General features: G+C 59.4%; 15 protein-coding genes and 1 pseudogene. 9 read left to right on the top strand and 7 right to left on the bottom strand.

Annotated features, from left to right (window positions below; all coding sequences use genetic code 11):
* Positions 1–65 precede the first annotated feature (65 nt).
* Positions 66–1,737 (bottom strand): annotated as a pseudogene (locus ON753_RS12845) (formate--tetrahydrofolate ligase).
* 286 nt (positions 1,738–2,023) lie between these two features.
* Entirely contained in the window at positions 2,024–2,398 is a 375-nt protein-coding gene (locus ON753_RS12840; RefSeq protein WP_265963025.1) for a hypothetical protein, read from the bottom strand.
* A 135-nt stretch (positions 2,399–2,533) separates the two neighbouring features.
* On the opposite strand from ON753_RS12840, the gene ON753_RS12835 reads away from it, so the two are divergent.
* The 3 genes from ON753_RS12835 (at position 2,534) to tdh (ending at position 5,430) form a co-directional block, all read left to right on the top strand.
* Positions 2,534–3,094 carry a helix-turn-helix domain-containing protein gene (locus tag ON753_RS12835; RefSeq protein WP_265967145.1) on the top strand — a complete coding sequence of 187 codons (561 nt, stop codon included), beginning with the start codon at positions 2,534–2,536 and terminating at the stop codon, positions 3,092–3,094.
* A 111-nt stretch (positions 3,095–3,205) separates the two neighbouring features.
* Positions 3,206–4,393 (top strand): glycine C-acetyltransferase, encoded by a 1,188-nt coding sequence (locus tag ON753_RS12830; RefSeq protein ID WP_265963023.1) that lies wholly within the window; start codon positions 3,206–3,208, stop codon positions 4,391–4,393.
* Positions 4,390–5,430: an L-threonine 3-dehydrogenase gene (tdh, locus tag ON753_RS12825; protein ID WP_265963022.1), complete on the top strand. Its 1,041-nt coding sequence runs from the start codon at positions 4,390–4,392 to the stop codon at positions 5,428–5,430. The genes ON753_RS12830 and tdh overlap by 4 nt, the downstream gene beginning before the upstream one ends.
* A gap of 89 nt (positions 5,431–5,519) precedes the next feature.
* On the opposite strand, the gene ON753_RS12820 is transcribed toward tdh, so the two are convergent.
* Together ON753_RS12820 and ON753_RS12815 are read right to left on the bottom strand one after the other, a co-directional pair.
* Entirely contained in the window at positions 5,520–6,734 is a 1,215-nt protein-coding gene (locus ON753_RS12820) for a winged helix-turn-helix domain-containing protein (RefSeq protein WP_265963021.1), read from the bottom strand.
* A 124-nt stretch (positions 6,735–6,858) separates the two neighbouring features.
* Positions 6,859–7,893 carry a GlxA family transcriptional regulator gene (locus ON753_RS12815; protein ID WP_265963020.1) on the bottom strand — a complete coding sequence of 345 codons (1,035 nt, stop codon included), beginning with the start codon at positions 7,891–7,893 and terminating at the stop codon, positions 6,859–6,861.
* A gap of 450 nt (positions 7,894–8,343) precedes the next feature.
* Here ON753_RS12815 and ON753_RS12810 point away from each other — a divergent pair, with 450 nt between their 5' ends.
* From ON753_RS12810 to ON753_RS12790, 5 genes are all read left to right on the top strand, one after another.
* Positions 8,344–9,156, top strand: a complete 813-nt coding sequence (locus tag ON753_RS12810) for a ferredoxin--NADP reductase (RefSeq protein WP_265963019.1) — start codon at positions 8,344–8,346, stop codon at positions 9,154–9,156.
* Positions 9,157–9,405: 249 nt separating this feature from the next.
* Positions 9,406–10,269: an N-acetylneuraminate synthase family protein gene (locus ON753_RS12805; RefSeq protein ID WP_265963018.1), complete on the top strand. Its 864-nt coding sequence runs from the start codon at positions 9,406–9,408 to the stop codon at positions 10,267–10,269.
* A gap of 91 nt (positions 10,270–10,360) precedes the next feature.
* Positions 10,361–11,110, top strand: coding sequence for a class I SAM-dependent methyltransferase (locus ON753_RS12800; RefSeq protein ID WP_265963016.1), 750 nt, complete (start codon positions 10,361–10,363; stop codon positions 11,108–11,110).
* 31 nt (positions 11,111–11,141) lie between these two features.
* Positions 11,142–12,329, top strand: coding sequence for an acylneuraminate cytidylyltransferase (locus ON753_RS12795; protein ID WP_265963015.1), 1,188 nt, complete (start codon positions 11,142–11,144; stop codon positions 12,327–12,329).
* A gap of 32 nt (positions 12,330–12,361) precedes the next feature.
* Complete coding sequence (locus ON753_RS12790) at positions 12,362–13,330, top strand: class I SAM-dependent methyltransferase (protein WP_265963014.1); 969 nt, start codon at positions 12,362–12,364, stop codon at positions 13,328–13,330.
* 23 nt (positions 13,331–13,353) lie between these two features.
* Here the strand turns inward: ON753_RS12790 and ON753_RS12785 are convergent, their stop codons facing one another.
* From ON753_RS12785 to ON753_RS12775, 3 genes are all read right to left on the bottom strand, one after another.
* Positions 13,354–15,207, bottom strand: coding sequence for a tetratricopeptide repeat protein (locus ON753_RS12785; RefSeq protein WP_265963013.1), 1,854 nt, complete (start codon positions 15,205–15,207; stop codon positions 13,354–13,356).
* A 170-nt stretch (positions 15,208–15,377) separates the two neighbouring features.
* Entirely contained in the window at positions 15,378–16,157 is a 780-nt protein-coding gene (locus ON753_RS12780) for a class I SAM-dependent methyltransferase (protein ID WP_265967144.1), read from the bottom strand.
* Positions 16,141–16,692 carry a winged helix-turn-helix transcriptional regulator gene (locus ON753_RS12775; protein ID WP_265963012.1) on the bottom strand — a complete coding sequence of 184 codons (552 nt, stop codon included), beginning with the start codon at positions 16,690–16,692 and terminating at the stop codon, positions 16,141–16,143. Before ON753_RS12775 ends, ON753_RS12780 begins: the two co-directional genes overlap by 17 nt.
* Before the next feature lie 87 nt (positions 16,693–16,779).
* On the opposite strand from ON753_RS12775, the gene ON753_RS12770 reads away from it, so the two are divergent.
* The gene (locus ON753_RS12770; protein WP_265963011.1) at positions 16,780–17,646 is read left to right on the top strand and encodes an alpha/beta fold hydrolase; all 867 of its coding nucleotides are present in this window, start codon (positions 16,780–16,782) and stop codon (positions 17,644–17,646) included.
* Positions 17,647–17,676: the final 30 nt, after the last annotated feature.

The following is a 17,676-nucleotide window of genomic DNA, read 5'->3' as shown; positions in this document are numbered from 1 at the left end:
TGCAAACATGATTTCTCCGCCTCTCAGACCCCGGCTACCACTGTTCCCGGCGAGTACGGAATTCTCTAGAACAGCCCCTCGATCCTGCCCTCTTCATCCAGACGGATATGGTTCGCGGACGGGATGCGGGGCAGGCCGGGCATGGTCATGATTTCCCCGCAGATGGCGACGACGAAACCGGCGCCCGCCGCAAGCCGCACTTCGCGCACGGGCACGCTATGGCCGGAAGGAGCGCCGCGCAGTTGCGGGTCGGTGGAGAAGGAATACTGCGTCTTGGCCATGCAGACCGGCAGGTGGCCAAAACCGTCCGCTTCCCAGCGGCGCAACTGATCGCGTACGGATTTGTCGGCAAGAACCTCGTTGGCCCGGTAGATGCGTTTGGCAATGGTTTCGATTTTCTCGAACAGCGGCAGGTGGTCGTCGTAAAGCGGGGCGAATTGCGACGCGCCGCTTTCAGCCAGCATGGCGACGCGCTTGGCAAGAGTTTCGGTGCCGGCGGAGCCATCCGCCCAGTGCGTTGCGACGATCGCGTCGACACCCAGTTCGGCGCAATAGGCCTGCACCGCCTGGATTTCGGCCTCCGTGTCCGCCGTGAAGTGGTTGATGGCAACGACCGCCGGAACGCCGAACTGTTTGACGTTCTCGACGTGACGGCCAAGGTTGGCGCAACCCTTGACGACGGCCTTGACGTTCTCGGTTCCCAGATCCTCCTTCGCGACACCGCCATTCATCTTCAGCGCCTTGACGGTGGCGACGATGACGACGGCATCGGGATGCAGCCCGGCCTTGCGGCACTTGATGTCGAAGAATTTCTCGGCCCCGAGATCCGCCCCGAATCCGGCTTCGGTCACCACATAATCGGCCAGTTTCAGGGCCGTCTTCGTGGCAACGACGGAGTTGCAGCCATGGGCGATATTGGCGAACGGGCCGCCGTGGATGAAGGCGGGATTGTTTTCCAGGGTCTGAACCAGGTTCGGCTGCAGCGCTTCCTTCAGGAGGACGGTCATCGCGCCATCGGCTTCCAGGTCCCTCGCGGTGACGGCGGTGCGGTCGCGCCGGTAGGCGACGATCATGTTGCCCAGGCGCCGCTGCAGGTCGTGAAGATCCGTTGCCAGGCAGAGGATCGCCATGATTTCGGAGGCAACCGTAATGTCGAAGCCGGATCTCGCGCGGAAAGCCGTTGGCGACGCCGCCGAGGGAGCAGACGATCGACCTCAGCGCGCGGTCGTTCATGTCGATCACCCGTCGCCAGGTCACCCGGCGCTGGTCAATATCAAGATCGTTGCCCCAGTAGATGTGGTTCTCGATAAGCGCGGCCAGCAGGTTGTGGGCCGAAGTGATGGCATGGAAGTCGCCGGTGAAGTGCAGGTTGATGTCTTCCATCGGCACGACCTGCGCATAGCCGCCTCCGGCCGCGCCGCCCTTCATGCCGAAACAGGGGCCGAGCGACGGTTCACGCAGACAGATCATCGCGTTCTTGCCGATCCGGTTGAGCCCGTCTCCGAGCCCGACGGTGGTCGTGGTCTTGCCTTCCCCGGCCGGCGTCGGGTTGATCGCCGTGACCAGGATCAGCTTGCCGTCCTTGCGTCCGTTGACGTTTTCAACGAAATCCGCCGATATCTTGGCCTTTGTGCGCCCGTAGGGCAGGAGAGCTTCGTCAGGGATGTTCAGCCGCGCTCCGATCTCCTGGATCGGCTTCATGTCGGCTGCACGGGCAATTTCGATATCGCTGGCCATCTAAGTCTCTCCGAAAGCGTTTCCTGTAGAAATCTTTGTCGGACACGCAAGGTCCTATCGCATTGACCCTTCTCAAGAACGCTACGGGTGAGGGCAGCGCAGCAAATGTTCTGAATGCGACCTTCAACCGATCGTTTGCGACCGGAGGGCTGGGGTTCCGGCCGGGATCGGGCGGTGCGGCGCGACCGGTGAATTGATTGCCGGGCGCAGCATTGCGCCCGGCCAGACAACACCGGGCGCCATAAAGAAGCCGGGTGCTCCCTGTGCAGGATTTGGTCCCGGCCTCTTAGGCGGCCGGATCTCGGAAGCGGACGATGACGAACAGAAACAGCAGCATCGTCAGGACCGCGAGACCAGAACCTGCCTTGGCAAGCGCTTCGCCGCTCTGGTTGATTGCCATCGCGATGCCCGGAACCATCACCACGACGGTGAGGACTGCGAGCGTGTAGTGGGCGATCGCAAGACGTCCGGATGCGGCCTTTGGCACCAGCGCATAGTAGGTCCCGAAGACAGCCATCGCCACAAAGCCGATCAGGTTCAGGTGGCCGTGAGCCGGGGCCAGTGTGAAATCTGTCGTCGCCGACATGTGAATGCCCCAGCCCATGCCGATCAGTACGAAGATGACAGCGGTTGCAAAGAATAAACGTGGTATCGGTTGCATGAGTTTCCCCCAATCTGCCGCGGAATTCTACGTCCAGGTTGCGGCAGGCGGGGCGAAAATATCACGGAGCGGCAAACCGGACAGCGGGAAAAAGAAAGAATTGCAAAATCTGCCAGAACGGATTTTAGTTCCGTGATGACAGATTCAGACATTCTCTCCCGTCTTCCCGCACGCCTGAAGAAGGCCCGGCGGGCGCAAGGCCTGTCGCTCGAGGCAGTCGAAAAGCTTTCAGGCGTTTCCCGTTCCATGGTCAGCCAGATCGAGCGCGGCGAATCCAATCCGACCGTCGCAACGCTGCTCAACCTGACGCGCGCCCTGAATGTCGATTTCGCCGGTCTCCTGGGCGAGGAAGCGGCCGAGGACAGGGTGGAAATCCAGCATGAACACCAGACCCCGGCGCTTGACCGGGCAGGGGACGGCTGCAAGATCCGCATCCTGTCATCGCCTCAGGACACCGGCCGGTTCGAAGTCTACGAGCTGATCTTTGCCGAAGGCGGAAAGCTGGAGAGCAAACCGCATGAGCGCGGCACCAGGGAGCAGTTGATCGCTGAAGAGGGCAAGCTGCAGGTGACCTCGGGTGTTGCCAAAGGCATCATCGGCAACGGGGATACCGCCCGGTATGCAGCCGATGTTCCTCACTCCATTGAGGCCGTCGGCGGGCCTGCGCGCGCTATACTGATGGTGGTGAAGCTCTAGAATTTTTCCTTGATAACGGAATTTTTCCGTTATCAAGGAAATCGAACTTTCATTTCCGGTGAAAATTCGGCATGGTGGAGGAAGCCATCCAACTTTGCCGGAGGAAGCCCTGTGTCCGACGCGTTTCTGTCTCATGTTGCCGACATTCTGGAGGAAATCGAGGCCGAAGGGCTCTACAAGCGCGAGCGGCTGATCACCTCGCCGCAGGGCGCGCGCATCACGGTGGACGGGCGCGAAGTCATCAATCTGTGCGCCAACAACTATCTTGGCCTGGCGGATCATCCCGCGCTGGAAGAAGCGGCAAGGAAGGCGCTCGGACCGAAAGGCTACGGTATGGCGTCCGTGCGCTTCATCTGCGGCACGCAGGACATCCACCGGGAACTCGAACAGCGCCTGGCACGGTTTTTGGGCAAGGACGATTCCATTCTGTTTGCCGCCTGTTTCGACGCCAATGGCGGTCTGTTCGAACCGCTTCTCGGCCCTGAGGACGCGATCATATCGGACGCGCTCAATCATGCCTCGATCATTGACGGCATCCGGCTCTGCAAGGCGCGGCGCCTGCGATACGCCAATTCCGACATGGCGGATCTGGAAGAGAAACTGAAGGAAGCACGGGAGGTGGGCTGCCGTCACATCATGATCGCCACCGACGGCGTCTTTTCCATGGACGGCTACCTGGCAAAGCTTCCCGAAATCACCGCCCTTGCCAAAGAACACGGTGCCGTCGTGATGGTCGACGACTGCCATGCCACCGGTTTCATGGGACCCAAGGGGCAGGGCACGCCGGCACATTTCGGTGTCGACGTTGATATTCTGACCGGAACCCTCGGCAAGGCGCTTGGCGGGGGCATCGGCGGTTACGTTGCCGGGCCGCAGCCGGTGATCGACCTTCTCCGACAGAGGGCACGGCCCTATTTGTTCTCGAACTCCCTGCCGCCGGCAATTGTCATGAGCGCGCTGGAAGCGATCAGGCTCGTGGAGGAAGGCGATGACCTGCGCCGGAGCCTGTTCGAAAACGCCGCATACTGGCGGACCGGTCTGGAAACCCTCGGCTTCACACTGCTGCCGGGCGAGCATCCGATCATTCCGGTGATGCTGGGAGAAGCGAAGCTTGCGCAGGCTATGGCGGCGAAGCTGTTTGACGAGGGGGTTTATGTCTCCGGCTTCTTCTTCCCCGTGGTTCCGCGCGGCGAGGCGCGCATCCGCACGCAGATGAATGCGGCATTGACCAGAGACGACCTGGACCGCGCATTGGATGCGTTCGGCAAGGCCGGAAAGGCGACGGGAGTTCTGTCATGAACACCAATCAGATGAAGGCGCTGTGCAAATCCGAACCGAGGGAAGGCCTTTGGATGACCCGGGCGCCAGTGCCTGAAATCGGCCCAGACGACGTCCTGATCAAGATCCACAAGACCGGCATATGCGGCACCGATATCCATATCTGGAACTGGGACGACTGGGCGGCAAAAACCGTGCCGGTTCCACTGATCACCGGCCACGAATTCGCCGGGGAGATCGTCGAGCTCGGCACCAACGTCACCGATTTCCGGATCGGCCAGCGCTGCTCCGGCGAGGGGCATCTGATCGGCACGCATTCGCGTCAGTGGCGCGCCGGAAAGTTTCATCTGGATCCGGAAACCCGCGGGATCGGCGTAAACGAACAGGGGGCCTTCGCCGAATATCTGCGTCTGCCCGCCTTCAACGTCGTGCCGTTGCCGGACGAGATCGACGATGAAATCGGCGCCATACTCGATCCGCTCGGCAACGCGGTGCACACCGCACTGAGTTTCGATCTGGTCGGCGAGGATGTGCTGGTCACCGGGGCCGGTCCGATCGGCATCATGGCCGCTGCGGTCGCCCGCCATGTCGGTGCGCGCAACGTGGTGATCACCGACATTAACCAGGCGCGGCTGGACCTGGCGACAAAGGTTGTCGATGTGGTGCCGGTCAATGTCGCGACGCAAGATCTGAAAGGCATCGAGAACAAGCTCGGCATGCGTGAGGGCTTCGACGTCGGCCTCGAAATGTCCGGCAGCCAGGCGGCGCTGGATCAGATGGTCGAAAACCTTGTGATGGGCGGCCGGATCGCGCTGCTTGGCATTCCACCCGGCAAGTCGCCGGTCGACTGGTCACGCATCGTCTTCAAGGCCATCACCATCAAGGGCGTTTACGGACGGGAAATCTTCGAGACCTGGTACAAGATGATCGCCATGCTCCAGAACGGCCTCAACGTACGCAATGTCATCACCCACCGGTTCGGCATCGATGATTTCGAACAGGGATTTGCGGCAATGAAATCCGGCGAAGCCGGGAAGGTGGTCCTGAACTGGAGCTGAGCACAGGCGACGCTCGCCATTCGGGGACCGCACCAGGGGCGCCAGGACGCGCCGGATTGCGTCAGAGCCGTTTGACGGGCGGCCTTGGTTCAGGCCGTCCGCAGCCAGTCGGTCTCGAAGCTGACATCCGAACAGCCGGAGAACCGGGCCACCCTGCCAAGCTCCGCCTCCAGGCGGTCCAGGCGGCCCTTGCTCATGCGCACGCGGTCTTCCGGCCAGAAGGCACGCACATGCAGTCTGCCCTCGCTGCGGAGCGCCTTCATGTCGATGCGCCCGATCAGCCTGTCCCGCTCCATCACCGGAAAAACGTAATAGCCGTATTTGCGCTTGGCCTCGGGGACGAAGATTTCGATCCGGTACGAGAACCCGAAAAGACGCTCCGCGCGTTTGCGGTCGCGCAGCGCCGGATCGAACGGCGAGAGGATGCGCACGCGGGGAGACGGTTCGGGGATTGAAGCAAGGGTGTCGAGCGTTTCCGGATAGGCAAACACCTTGCGGAACGCGCCATCCATGCATTCGATCTCGACATCAATGATGTCTCCGCTGACGCGTGCCTCTTCGCACCAGGCCTTGGCTTCCTGCGGCGTGATCAGATCCCAGAAAGCGGAGATTTCCCCTGACGTCGCAAAGCCGAGCCTGTCGAGTGCGGACCGGGCCGCCCAGTCGACCGTTTCCTCGGCGTCAAAGCGCGTGTTCAGATGCTCTGCCGGAATCACCCGCTCGGTGAGATCGTAGACTTTCTGAAAGCCCTCGCGCCGGCACACGGAAAGCGCGCCCGTGCGCCACAGGAACTCCAGTGCGGTTTTCGACGGGTGCCAGTCCCACCAGCCGCCGCTGCTGCGCTTTTCATCTTTACCGATGGTTGCAGAAGTGACCGGGCCATGGGCGCTGATCTGCTTGAGAACCTCGTCGAACTTCGCCTCAAAGCCGTTGCGGCGCCAGTTCCGCCAGCGGCCCATCAGGGCTTCCTTGTCCCGCTCAAAGCGCAGGCGCCAATGGGGAAACAAGGCGGCCGGGATCACGGCCGCGTCGTGCGTCCAGTGTTCGAACAGTTGCCGGTCCCGTTCCAGTAAGGCCTTGAGGTTCTTTTCCTTGTAGGCCGGCCTGCGGGCCGCGACGATCATGTGATGGGCCCGGGCGACGGTGTTGATGCTGTCCACCTGCACGAAACCGAGCTGGTCGATGACGGCGGACAGATCGTCGCCCTTGCCGCTGCCCTTCGGAGTGGCACACAGACCGTGCTTGTCGAGAAACAGGCGCCTGGCGGGTAAATTCGGCACCCGTGGAATCGTTTGAGACGTCATGGGCGGACGATAGAGCGTTTTCCGATCAAATTGAACCACTTGATGGAAAGCCAGGGACGCGTTTGCGCAAAAGAAAAGGCGCCGCAATCCCTGCAGCGCCTTCGGGAGAGAAATGGCAGGCGATCTACTTGGCGATCAGCCGCATCGGAGTTGCCGTGCCGACGCCGGAGGTCGTTTTCGTGTTGGCCCACTGATAGGACTGCCGCTCTTCGGTCGGCGTGCACAGGAACCGCTCGCGGTAGCACTTCGTGAAGTGGGACGTCGAGGCAAAGCCGCAGGCAAGTGCCACGTCCAGCACCGGGCGGCTGGTACGGCGTAACAGGTCCCGCGCGGTTTCCAGGCGAAGGCGCAGGTAATACTGGCCCGGCGTGCAGTTGAAGTGGCGGCGGAACAGGCGCTCCAGCTGGCGCGGCGACAGGTTCACCGTCATGGCCAGCTGCTGACAGCTCAGCGGGTCTTCGATGTGCAGATCCATGATGCGGATTGCGTCGAGGATCTTCGCATTGGAAATGCCGGTCCGCGCCTCGATGTCGTGGCGCTGCGCGGATTCGCCGGAGCGCATGTTCTGGTAGAGCGCGACTTCGGCGACCTCATGGGCAAGATAGGCACCGTGCTGAATGGCGATCAGCCGCAGCATCATGTCGAGCGAGGCCATCCCCCCGGCGCAGGTCATGCAGTTGCGGTCGATCGCAAAAATGTCAGAGGTGACTTCGACGTCCGGAAACTCCTCGCGCAGGGACCTGAGGTTTTCCCAATGGATCGTGCAGCGCCGGCCATCCAGCAGGTGATAGCGGGCGAGCAGGTAGGCACCGGTGCAGATGGCCCCGAAGGTGCGTCCCATCGCATTCAGGCGGCGCAACTTGCTTCCAAGTTCCGCATTCATCGGCAGCCGTTCCACGTCTATACCGGAGCACAGAAGTGTAATGTCCGTATCGTGAAGCTCACGAATGGACTTGTTTACAGAGACCTCGCATCCGTTGCTTGCGACGACGGAATTTCCATCGAGCGAATAAGTCGTCCACACATAGTAGTCCCGGCCAAGCAGCCGATTTGCTATCCGGAGCGGTTCGATGACGCTGGCGAAAGCGTTCATTGAAAACCGGTCCATCAACACGAATGCTACTGTCTGGCCTGTTTCTTCCTGCGTGCGTCCGGCCATTTACTTTGCCTCTTCGGAAGGTGTTATTTCTAACGTTTTATATTACCAGCAAATTTTGCATTTTGTATGTAGCTGTCAAATAAAAAACGAGCTTTTTCCGGATGATCTTGAAAACGTCACGAACAGGCGCGCCAGCGACCCGGTCTGCCGCAGATGTGCCGCAAATCGACCGGGGGCGATAAGCCGGCGTTCCGGCCAGCTGCCGGCGCGCCGGTGCGGCTGCATCAAGCAGTCCGGGGCCCGACGGCAAAGCGCTCTCCCGCGTGACGGGCATTCAATCTCATGAATTTCCACGCTGGACCCGTCAGCAGACCCCAGATTCGGCTGCATTTAGAATGTTTTTTTGCGCAAACGCGTTTTCATGGATCGGAGTTGCTTCAAGTCAATGTGCGAGTGGTGCTACATGGGGCAGGTTCAATTCACGCAATGACCCACGGACCCTTGATTGAAATGAATGTACTTGCCAAACCCGCAGATCTGGAAGCCGCTGCTCCGGCCGGCGCTTTTGTTGAAGAGGTAAAGAGTGTCCAGCACTATACGGACCACCTGTTCCGCTTCCGCATGACCCGCCCGGCAAGCTTCAGGTTCCGGTCCGGCGAATTCGTCATGATTGGCCTGATGATTGACGGCAAGCCGCTCTACCGGGCCTATTCCATTGCCAGCCCTGCATGGGACGAAGAACTTGAGTTCTTCTCCATCAAGGTTCCCGACGGTCCGCTGACGTCGCACCTGCAGACGATCCAGCCGGGTGACGCGATCCTGATGAAGAAAAAGCCGACCGGCACGCTGGTGAACGATGCTCTCGTTCCGGGCAAGCGGGTCTACATGTTCTCGACCGGCACCGGCATCGCGCCGTTTGCCAGCCTGATCCGCGATCCCGAAACCTACGAGAAGTTCGATCAGGTGATCCTGACGCACACCTGCCGGGAGGTTGCCGAGCTGAAATACGGCGAAGATCTTGTGCAGGAAACCATCAACGATCCGCTGATCGGTGAATTCGCCAGGGACAAGCTGATCCACTACACGTCCGTGACCCGCGAGGAGTTCCCGCGCAAGGGCCGGATCACCGACCTGATCAAGTCCGGCAAGCTGTTCGAGGATCTCGGCCTGCCGCCGCTCGACCCGGCGATCGACCGCGGCATGATCTGCGGCTCCATGGACATGATCAAGGACACGAAGGCGCTGCTCGAAGAAGCCGGCCTGACGGAAGGCGCCAACAACAAGCCAGCCGAGTTCGTCGTGGAACGGGCGTTTGTCGGCTGAGTCGGCATCGCCGGCCGAATTTTAATTTCGAGAACAAAATAATCATCAGGGCCTGCATTTGCTGCGGGCCCTTGGCGTTTCTTTAAAGTAAATTCAGGTTTTCCAAAGAAAGCAAGGGTCGGAATCGTCGGATACACCCGCCCCCGGTGGACAGACTGAGCTGCCAGTGGCAAGAGTTTCTTAGGAAATTAGCAAGCTCGCAACGCGGACCCCTATACCGGTTGAGGCTTAAGACTAAGGTGCTGTGCCATGATCTCCGACAAAGGAACCTATGTGATTGCCGAAATCGGTATCAATCATAATGGTGACATTCACAAAGCATTTGAAATGATCCGCAAGGCCCGCGACGCAGGCTGCGATGCGGTCAAGTTTCAGAAGCGGACGATCGAGATCGTCTACTCTCACGATGAACTGGCCAAACCTCGCGATAACGTCTTCGGTCCAACCAACGGAGACCTCAAGCGCGGATTGGAATTCGGCAAGGCCGAATACGATGCGATCGACGCGCTGGCCAGGGAGATTGGTATCGAGTGGTTCGCATCGCCTTGGGACGAGCCGTCCACCGAATTCCTGCTGAACTACGACACCCCTTACATCAAGATCGCGTCGGCAATGGTGATGGATCGGGATTTCCTGGTTCATTGCGCAAAGAGCGGACGTCCGTTGCTCGTCTCGACCGGCATGTGCGATCTGCAGATGGTCTCCAGTGCCGTCAACACGATCGAGAGGGCTAGCGGCCAGATTGCGTGCCTGTACCATTGCACGTCCACGTATCCGACGCTTGACGAGGAAATCAATCTGCTGGGCATCAACACACTTCAAAAAGCGTTTCCGCATTTGCCAATCGGTTTTTCCGGTCATGAACGCGGCATTTTGCCGAGCGTCTGTGCCGCAGCCATGGGGGCCGTCTCCATTGAGCGCCACGTGACGCTCGACCGGAACGACTGGGGATCGGACCAGAAAGCATCTCTTGAAATGAACGAGATGGCGGAACTGGTGTCTCAGCTACGGCGCCTTGAAGTCGTGCGTGGCGACGGACAACTGCGTGTCTATGACGATGAAAAGCCGATCGCCGAAAAGCTTCGCAGAAAAGATACGCTCCAGGCAGCTTGATTGCGCCGGCTCTGCACCTGAGCCCGGAGCATCCTGCACGCTGATCTGGCTGATCCCGGATCTGCCACGCCGAACCACTTGAGGGGTGTGAATGTCGATTATTGACCGTTGCCTGGAGCTTTATCGAGGAGATCGGTATTACATTCACTATCCGGCGAGACCGCTGAAACAGGATTACTGGGAAGCCAAGCAGGACCCGGACGGCAAGGTCAGGGACGCTGCGGAAGAGCGGGAAACGCGCAAGGAAGACGTGCGTTACATAGCGGACTATGTGAATTCAAGGTCACCCGGGACGGTGCTTGATATCGGGTTTGGTCTTGGCGAACTATTGGAACAGGTCGCCGACGCAAACAAGTGCGTCGGCCTCGATCCGTCGCGACGGGCAATAGAGATTGCGGGGCAGCGGTGTTCCGCTGATCTGCGTCAGGGAGTGCTCCAAAGCAATACTTTTGCCGCCGGCACGTTCGACGTCGTTGTCGCCAATCATGTGATCGAGCATGTCGACGAGCCGGTTTCGTTCGTTGAGAACATCTTCAACATCCTGAAACCGGGGGGCGATTTCATCTGCGGGACCCCCAATTTTGCCAGCGCCGCCGCTCGGCAATTCGGCGACCGCTTCCGGTTGTTGCATGATCCCACGCATGTCAGCCTCTTCACCGACGACTCCCTGATGCGATTGCTGCGGGACACGGGGTTTCGCATTCAGAAAGTGGAATACCCTTTCTTTGGAACCCGCTTTGCGTCCCGCGAGGCATTCGATGCAATGCTGTCGGCCGACGCTGAAGTCTCTCCTGCGTTCTGGGGATCTTTCGTCACGGTCATTGCCCGGAAGCCGGAATGATGTTCGAAGCGTGCCAAGCGATGGACCACCCATGAAAATTGTAGCAGCGATCCCCGCGCGCGGCGGCTCTGTCGGTCTCCCGGGAAAGAATATCCGGCCGTTGAACGGCATTCCGCTGGTTGGCCGGACCATTAGAGCTGCGCGGGGCTCCCGATTTGTTTCGGAAGTATTCGTTTCGAGCGATTCAGACGAAATTCTCTCGGTCGGCGAAAAGTACGGGGCCAAGGGCGTAAAACGGCCGATAGATCTCTCCGGGCCGACGGCGAGTTCGGAGTCCGCCCTGATCCACTTGCTGAAATCGGAACCTTCGTTGATCAGCGAACCACCCGACATTCTTGTCTTTCTCCAGTGCACGGCGCCATTCACGCAAGCGCATCACGTCGACCAGGTGGTTGAAACGCTTCTGTCCAAGGAGGCGACAAGTGCAATCTCAGTCGTGGATGATCACGGGTTCTATTGGGAGGTCGGAGAAAACGGGCAAGGGGTCGGCATAAACCACGACCCGACGAAACCCCGCGTGCGGCGGCAGGATATATCCGCCCGCTACCGCGAGAACGGTGCCGTCTACGCGATGCGCGTACCTGAATTTCTCCAAACCGGAAACCGGTATTGCGGAAAGACGATCCTTGTACCTGTCGATTCCACCTGGATCGAAATCGATACGTCGCAAGACTGGGATATGGCTGAAGCATTCATTCGAACCGAACCGTTCACCGGAGAACTCGCCGTTGCCAGAGGAACGGTAAGCGCGCTGGTCACCGGATTTGAAGGCGTGCACACAGACAATTCGGTATTCGTGAACCAGGACGGTACGGAGTCCATCGTCTGCAATCGATATGACGAAATCGGGATGGACCGGCTCATCGGCCGGGGTGTCCGGTTGATGATGATAAGCGGCGAGCAGGACAACCTGGCTCAGTTGAGAGCGCGCAAGCTCGCAATGGAATACAAATACCATCCCTTCGACAGGATGCAGATTACGGCTGAGTGGCTTCAGCAGCATGGTCTTGACTGGTCGGAGATTGCCTATGTGGGCGCCGACCTGGCGGACATAAGCTGCATGGAAGCCAGCGCGGTGAGTGCCGCCCCACGCAATGCACCGGCCGAAGTGAAATCAGTCGCAAAGGTTGTTCTCGACACCAGCGGCGGTTCGGGCGCGCTGCGCGAACTCAGTGATCTGTTGATCTCGACAGATCTTATCAAGAACGGGGCCGGCTGAATGGACGGCTTCGACGCTCGCAGCGAGAGCCGATGCATCTGCTTATGGCAGTCCACCCGGCACCCAGGTCTGTCGCGCTACGTTTCTTTCGTCCTTGGGCCTTTGGGGTAAGCCAAAAGATGTCGCAGAACCGCATATTCGATACTCTTGAAAGTCTGGGCGTTGCGACACTGGAAACACGCGAAGTGCTTGCCGAAGGGACGCGTGACAATGAGCATCTGCCGGTCTACCGGGACAGGTTATCCGGCGTCATTTACATCGATGACCATTATGTCGGCGACACGGTTTACCGGGAAGGCCAGTACCGTCAGGAAACGATACAGCGCTCCGGTCACCGGGACTTTGAACTAGGCGCGGATACAAGGCGGCGTGCGATTGCCTATGCTCAGTACTACGTGGGCAACACCGTGACGGAGTTTGGATGCGGTGAGGGGGCTTTTCTGCGCAGTATCTCCGGTCAGGCTGCACAAGTGTCCGGAATTGAGTTGCAATCGGATTATGTGACTGCATTGACGGAGGACGGCTACCGTTGCTTCGAAAATGCGGAGCGGATTAAACAGTCATCTCAGGATGTTGTGTTCGCCTTTCATGTCGTCGAACACCTCCCGGACCCGCTCGCCGCGCTTTCCGACCTGCGCCGCCTTCTCAAGAACGACGGATATATCGTGGTCGAAGTCCCTCACGCATCGGATTTCTTGCTGTCGCATCTCAAAAGTGATGCGTTCACCAAATTCACGGTCTGGAGCCAGCATCTGATCCTGCACACGCGAGAGAGCCTGAAGCGGCTGCTTCTCAATTGCGGGTACACAGACATTGTCGTTGAGGGAATACAGCGTTACCCGCTGTCAAACCACCTGGGGTGGCTGGCCATGCAGGCGCCTGGTGGGCACAAGACCCCTCTGTCGGTACTGGATACGCCGGAGCTGAAATCTGCCTACCAGGCTGCCCTGCAGAAGATCGACGCGACGGACACGCTCGTTGCCATCGCGAAAAAGGCATAGCCCTTAACTTCAATGGAACGCGTTCACAGCTCAAGCCTCTCACGGCGGAGATGTGGATAGACGCTCTTCAGTTCGCTCTGCACCGCACCAATAATGTCCGGCAGCATTTGCGGAGCCAACTTGCTTTCGTCAATCCGCACATATTTCATGCTCGGATACCATGGCGGCGACGCTTGTCCGAGCAGCAAAGGCGGCTCCATCGGACCGAAACGAATGCAGGGAACGCCGAGAATCCCTGCCATGTCTGCGACGCTGGTGTTCGCTGAAACGACCAGGTCACAAATCGCGGTCAGGTCTCCTGCTGCGCACAGGTCGTTGAACAGGTCGATGTCTTCGAAATGGGCAAAACGGCCCTCGGCGCGGGTACTGAGAAATTCAATCTCTTTTGGAACGGTGTTGTATTGCAGGTTCACGTAGACGGCATCTTCCGCATCAATGATGGGAGCGAAGTCGGGTGCGGAAAGATAATAACGTGCGCGGGATTTCTGCAGGTTTCGTGAACGCCATGAAATACCAATGATGGGTCTGTCGTCTGTTCCGGAAAGACGGCTTAGATATTGGCGGGCCCTGGTCTTGTCGAACCTGTAAACAGGATACTTGGCTTTGCGGAAGTCATCGATGTTTCTGCGCAGGTATTTTGCCACGTCAGTGATATTGGCCGTTACATCGTAGTCGATATCATCGGTCTGCTTGTCTGGCGCGGCCGATGCAAGCCTGAATTCAATGTCCGGAAAGGAGCGCTCATAGAAGGGGATGGCTTTGGCAGAGACCTCGAAAATGATCTTCCTGGCACGCTTCGCCATGTCCGGGAGCATTGTCCCGCTCTTCAAGGCGTCGCCCAGGCCCTGGTCGCCCCATAGCAGAACCGTCTTGTCCGAGATGTCTTCGCCCGCCCATGTGGGTTTCGGAAACTCGCGAAGGACCGACTGAGACTGTGAGTCCGCAAAGCGTGCCTCATGAATAGCCCACCCGTTCTTAAGGTCGCCTTCGGACAGATACGCAAGTGACAGGTTCCAGTCGATACCGGCCGCACCCTCCGGCCCCAGTTTCTTGGCCTTCAGGAAGGTGTCGATCGCGTCTCTGCCGCGTCCGAGCATAAGATAGTGAACTGCCAAAGTGACGCGGCGGTGGTAGTCGCGGGGTGCTGCCGCGACGGCTTCCTCGGCATATTTTACGCCTTCATGTGTCCGCGAAATGGAGAACAGCAGGCGTGCGACTTCGTGCTTGACGTCCGAATTTTCGGGAAAACGTTCCAGTGCGTCGGCAAGCTCGTGTTGAGACTGGTCAAACTGCTTCAGTTTGAGCCGGCAGCGTGCCCTTTGAATGAAATCGTTCGGGTTGCTCGGATCGAGCATGATCGCCTTGGTGTAAAAGTTGACGGCATGCTCGCCCCTGTCTGCTTCCATCAGCAACGTCGCATAGTTCTGATAGGCATCTATGTGGTCCGGATCTTCGACGATCAGTTTTTGCAGGATGATTTCAGCTTCCTCGTATCTCTTCAGCCTGGTGAGCGCGATCGCCCGCATGTTCCGGGCTTCACGCTCCAGGGGATTGAGAGACAGCGATTTGTCGCAAACAGCCAGAAGGCTGTCGGGGTCGGTGCCCAGGTCCATCATTGCCCGGGCCAGGTTGGCGTAAAAGGGCGCCTGGTTGGGATCCGTGCCGATCGCCTTTTGAATATATTCGATGGCCCGCTTCGGGAACCCGAGCTGCCGGTAGGTCACTCCCAACAGGTGCAGGGCGTCTGCGTTGTGGGGTGCTTTCTTCAGCACTTGCTTGTATTGCCGCTGCGCTTTCTCGAACTCGCCGGATTTCTGATAGGACAAGCCCTTGAGCAGCTTCTCCCGGACGGGGTTTGGAGCGGTTTGAGTGGCCATATCAACTCTGCCTGATGGGAATCACCGCAAAAGAATAGCAGTCCCGGTTCCCGGCTGCAGGCTTCGGGATGATTTCGGCCAAATCCTCTGGGGATTGCGCGCACTCCGCCGCCGATGAAAGGACGCTTGAGGGTGCTTGGCGCATTTCTCCGGCAGCGTCCGACAGTCTGTCAACCGCTCCGCCTTCTATGTGCGGTGATAATCCACGCGCGCGAATCAAAAAACACGCCCTCCGTGGTCACATGCGCCTCCAGTAAATCGCGCAGCCGCCGCAATGCCTTTTCGGGCGGCTCACCGGTGCGGGCGAGCGCGTCCTTGACAAGATAAAGGCTAATGAGTGCGTCAAACGCCGTATCGACGTCCGGCCCGTAGAAGACCGGCTCGCGCACGTCGGCAAACTCGATCGAGGTAAAGCCAGCTGCGTTCAGAAGTTCCGCGGCGGTGTCGGGATCGCCGAGCGAGAATGGCGCGGCGACATCGACGGAGGCCGCAGCTTTCGGGACCAGGGCTTGCCGGATCGCCGTAGACCACACATTGCGGTCCTGGCTCTGCCATACCATCCATACAAGGCGGCCACCGGCACGCATCGCCCGGCCGATATTGGCAAATGCGGCTGGGGCATCCTTGAAAAACATCACGCCGAACCTGCTGATACAGAGGTCGAAACTGGTTGCCGGAAATGCATGGGGCTGTGCGTCACCCTGCTCAAACACAACATTCCGCAAACCCTCTTCGTCGGAACGCCGACGCGCAATCTCAAGCATCTCGGCCGAAATATCCACGCCAAGAACGCTTCCCTCCGCCGCGGTGCGGGCAACCTCTCGAGTCGTCTGTCCCGCGCCGCAGCCGACATCGAGCACTCGATCACCAATCCCGGCACGGGTTGCGGCCCGCAAGTGCCGGTTATGCCGCCTTAATTCTGCGTCGTAGAAGTCAGCGCGATTCAACATCTCCACCATCACCGGTCTTGTGCTGGCGAGTCGACGAGAGCTCGTCCTTCGTCGCAATTGCGGCCGCCTTATAGGCCTCGGTCAGTTTTTGCAGCACCGAAGAACTGCTCTTGGGCGAAGCTCCGAGATGCAGGACGCGCAGTTCGTCCATGAATTCTTCCCATAATTCCGGCCCGCCCTCTTCCAGCAATTGCGCCCGAACGCTGAGCTCCCGGGTCGCCGGCAGATGCCGGCATCCCCATGCGCCGATTGTGGCCATGACCGGAACCAGCTGGATCGCCGACTCGGTCAGTGAATAGATCACCTTCTGCTTGTGGCTTGGATCGTCGCTACGGCTTAGCAAGCCGACTTCGACGAGCCGTTTGAGGCGAGCGGCCAAAATATTGGAGGCGATGCCTTCCATCGAGTTCTCAAGCAGTTCCCGAAAATGATGGCGATTGCCGAACATGACGTCGCGCAGAACAATGAGGCTCCAGCGGTCTCCGATGGCTTCCATAGTCAGATTGATGGGGCAGCCTGAGCGATTGTCGAGCATTTCGTTTCTCCAGACAAACTGGTTGCATAACAGGATCAGATATGCAAGAAAAATCTGATTTCAAATTGCAATCGGAAGGGTCAGGCCATGGTATGGACCGAATCATCTCCCGACACCGCAAGGATTGTTGAGGCCGCGGGCGCGGTGCTCCAGACCCAGGCCTTCGGCGACCCGTCGCACCCGCCCGTGCTGCTGATCATGGGTATGATGGCCTCCATGCTGTGGTGGCCCGACAGATTCTGTGAGGAACTGGCGGCCCAAAAGCGCTACGTCATTCGATACGACCAGCGCGACACCGGCCATTCGACGCATTACCCCCAAGGACAGCCCGGCTATTCCTCCAGCGACCTGACAGACGATGCCATCGCCATTCTCGACGGTTACGGACTGGCATCGGCACATCTGGTCGGCATGTCGATGGGCGGCATGCTCGCTCAGGAGGCGGCGTTGCGCCATCGCGAACGCGTGCGCACGATCACACTCATCAGCACTTCGCCGCTCGGGGTCAGTGGCCTGCCGTCGTCGAGCGAGGCCTATCAGGTGCACTCAGCGGCCGCCGAAGGGGTCGACTGGTCGGATCTGGGAGCGATCGCCGACTTCCTGCTCCGCGATGTGGCCATACTGGCCGGCACCAGGCATCCCCACGATGCCGAGGCGGCAAGCGCTCTGATCGCGCGCGACATGGCCCGGGCACCGTCCTTCGCCAGCGCGACCAACCATTTCATGCTTTTTGGTGAAGAGCAGGGCGCCACGCTGCATGCGTCCCGGATCGAGGTTCCGGTGCTCGTGATCCACGGCACCGCCGATCCGCTATTTCCGATTGAGCACGGGGAAGCTTTTACCCGGGTTGCCTCGAATGCGCGCCTGCACCGGGTCGAAGGAGGAGGCCACGAGATCCATGACAGGGACATTGACGAGATGGTGCTTGCCATCGCCACTCACACTGCGGCTTGAATGAGCCATCGGGCACCCTGCTCTGCGTCG

Origin of the sequence: Roseibium salinum (assembly GCF_026240905.1) — a bacterium.
Classification (GTDB): domain Bacteria; phylum Pseudomonadota; class Alphaproteobacteria; order Rhizobiales; family Stappiaceae; genus Roseibium; species Roseibium salinum.
The sequence above is the reverse complement of the archived record's forward strand: the minus strand, read 5'-3'. Positions and strand labels throughout refer to the sequence as shown.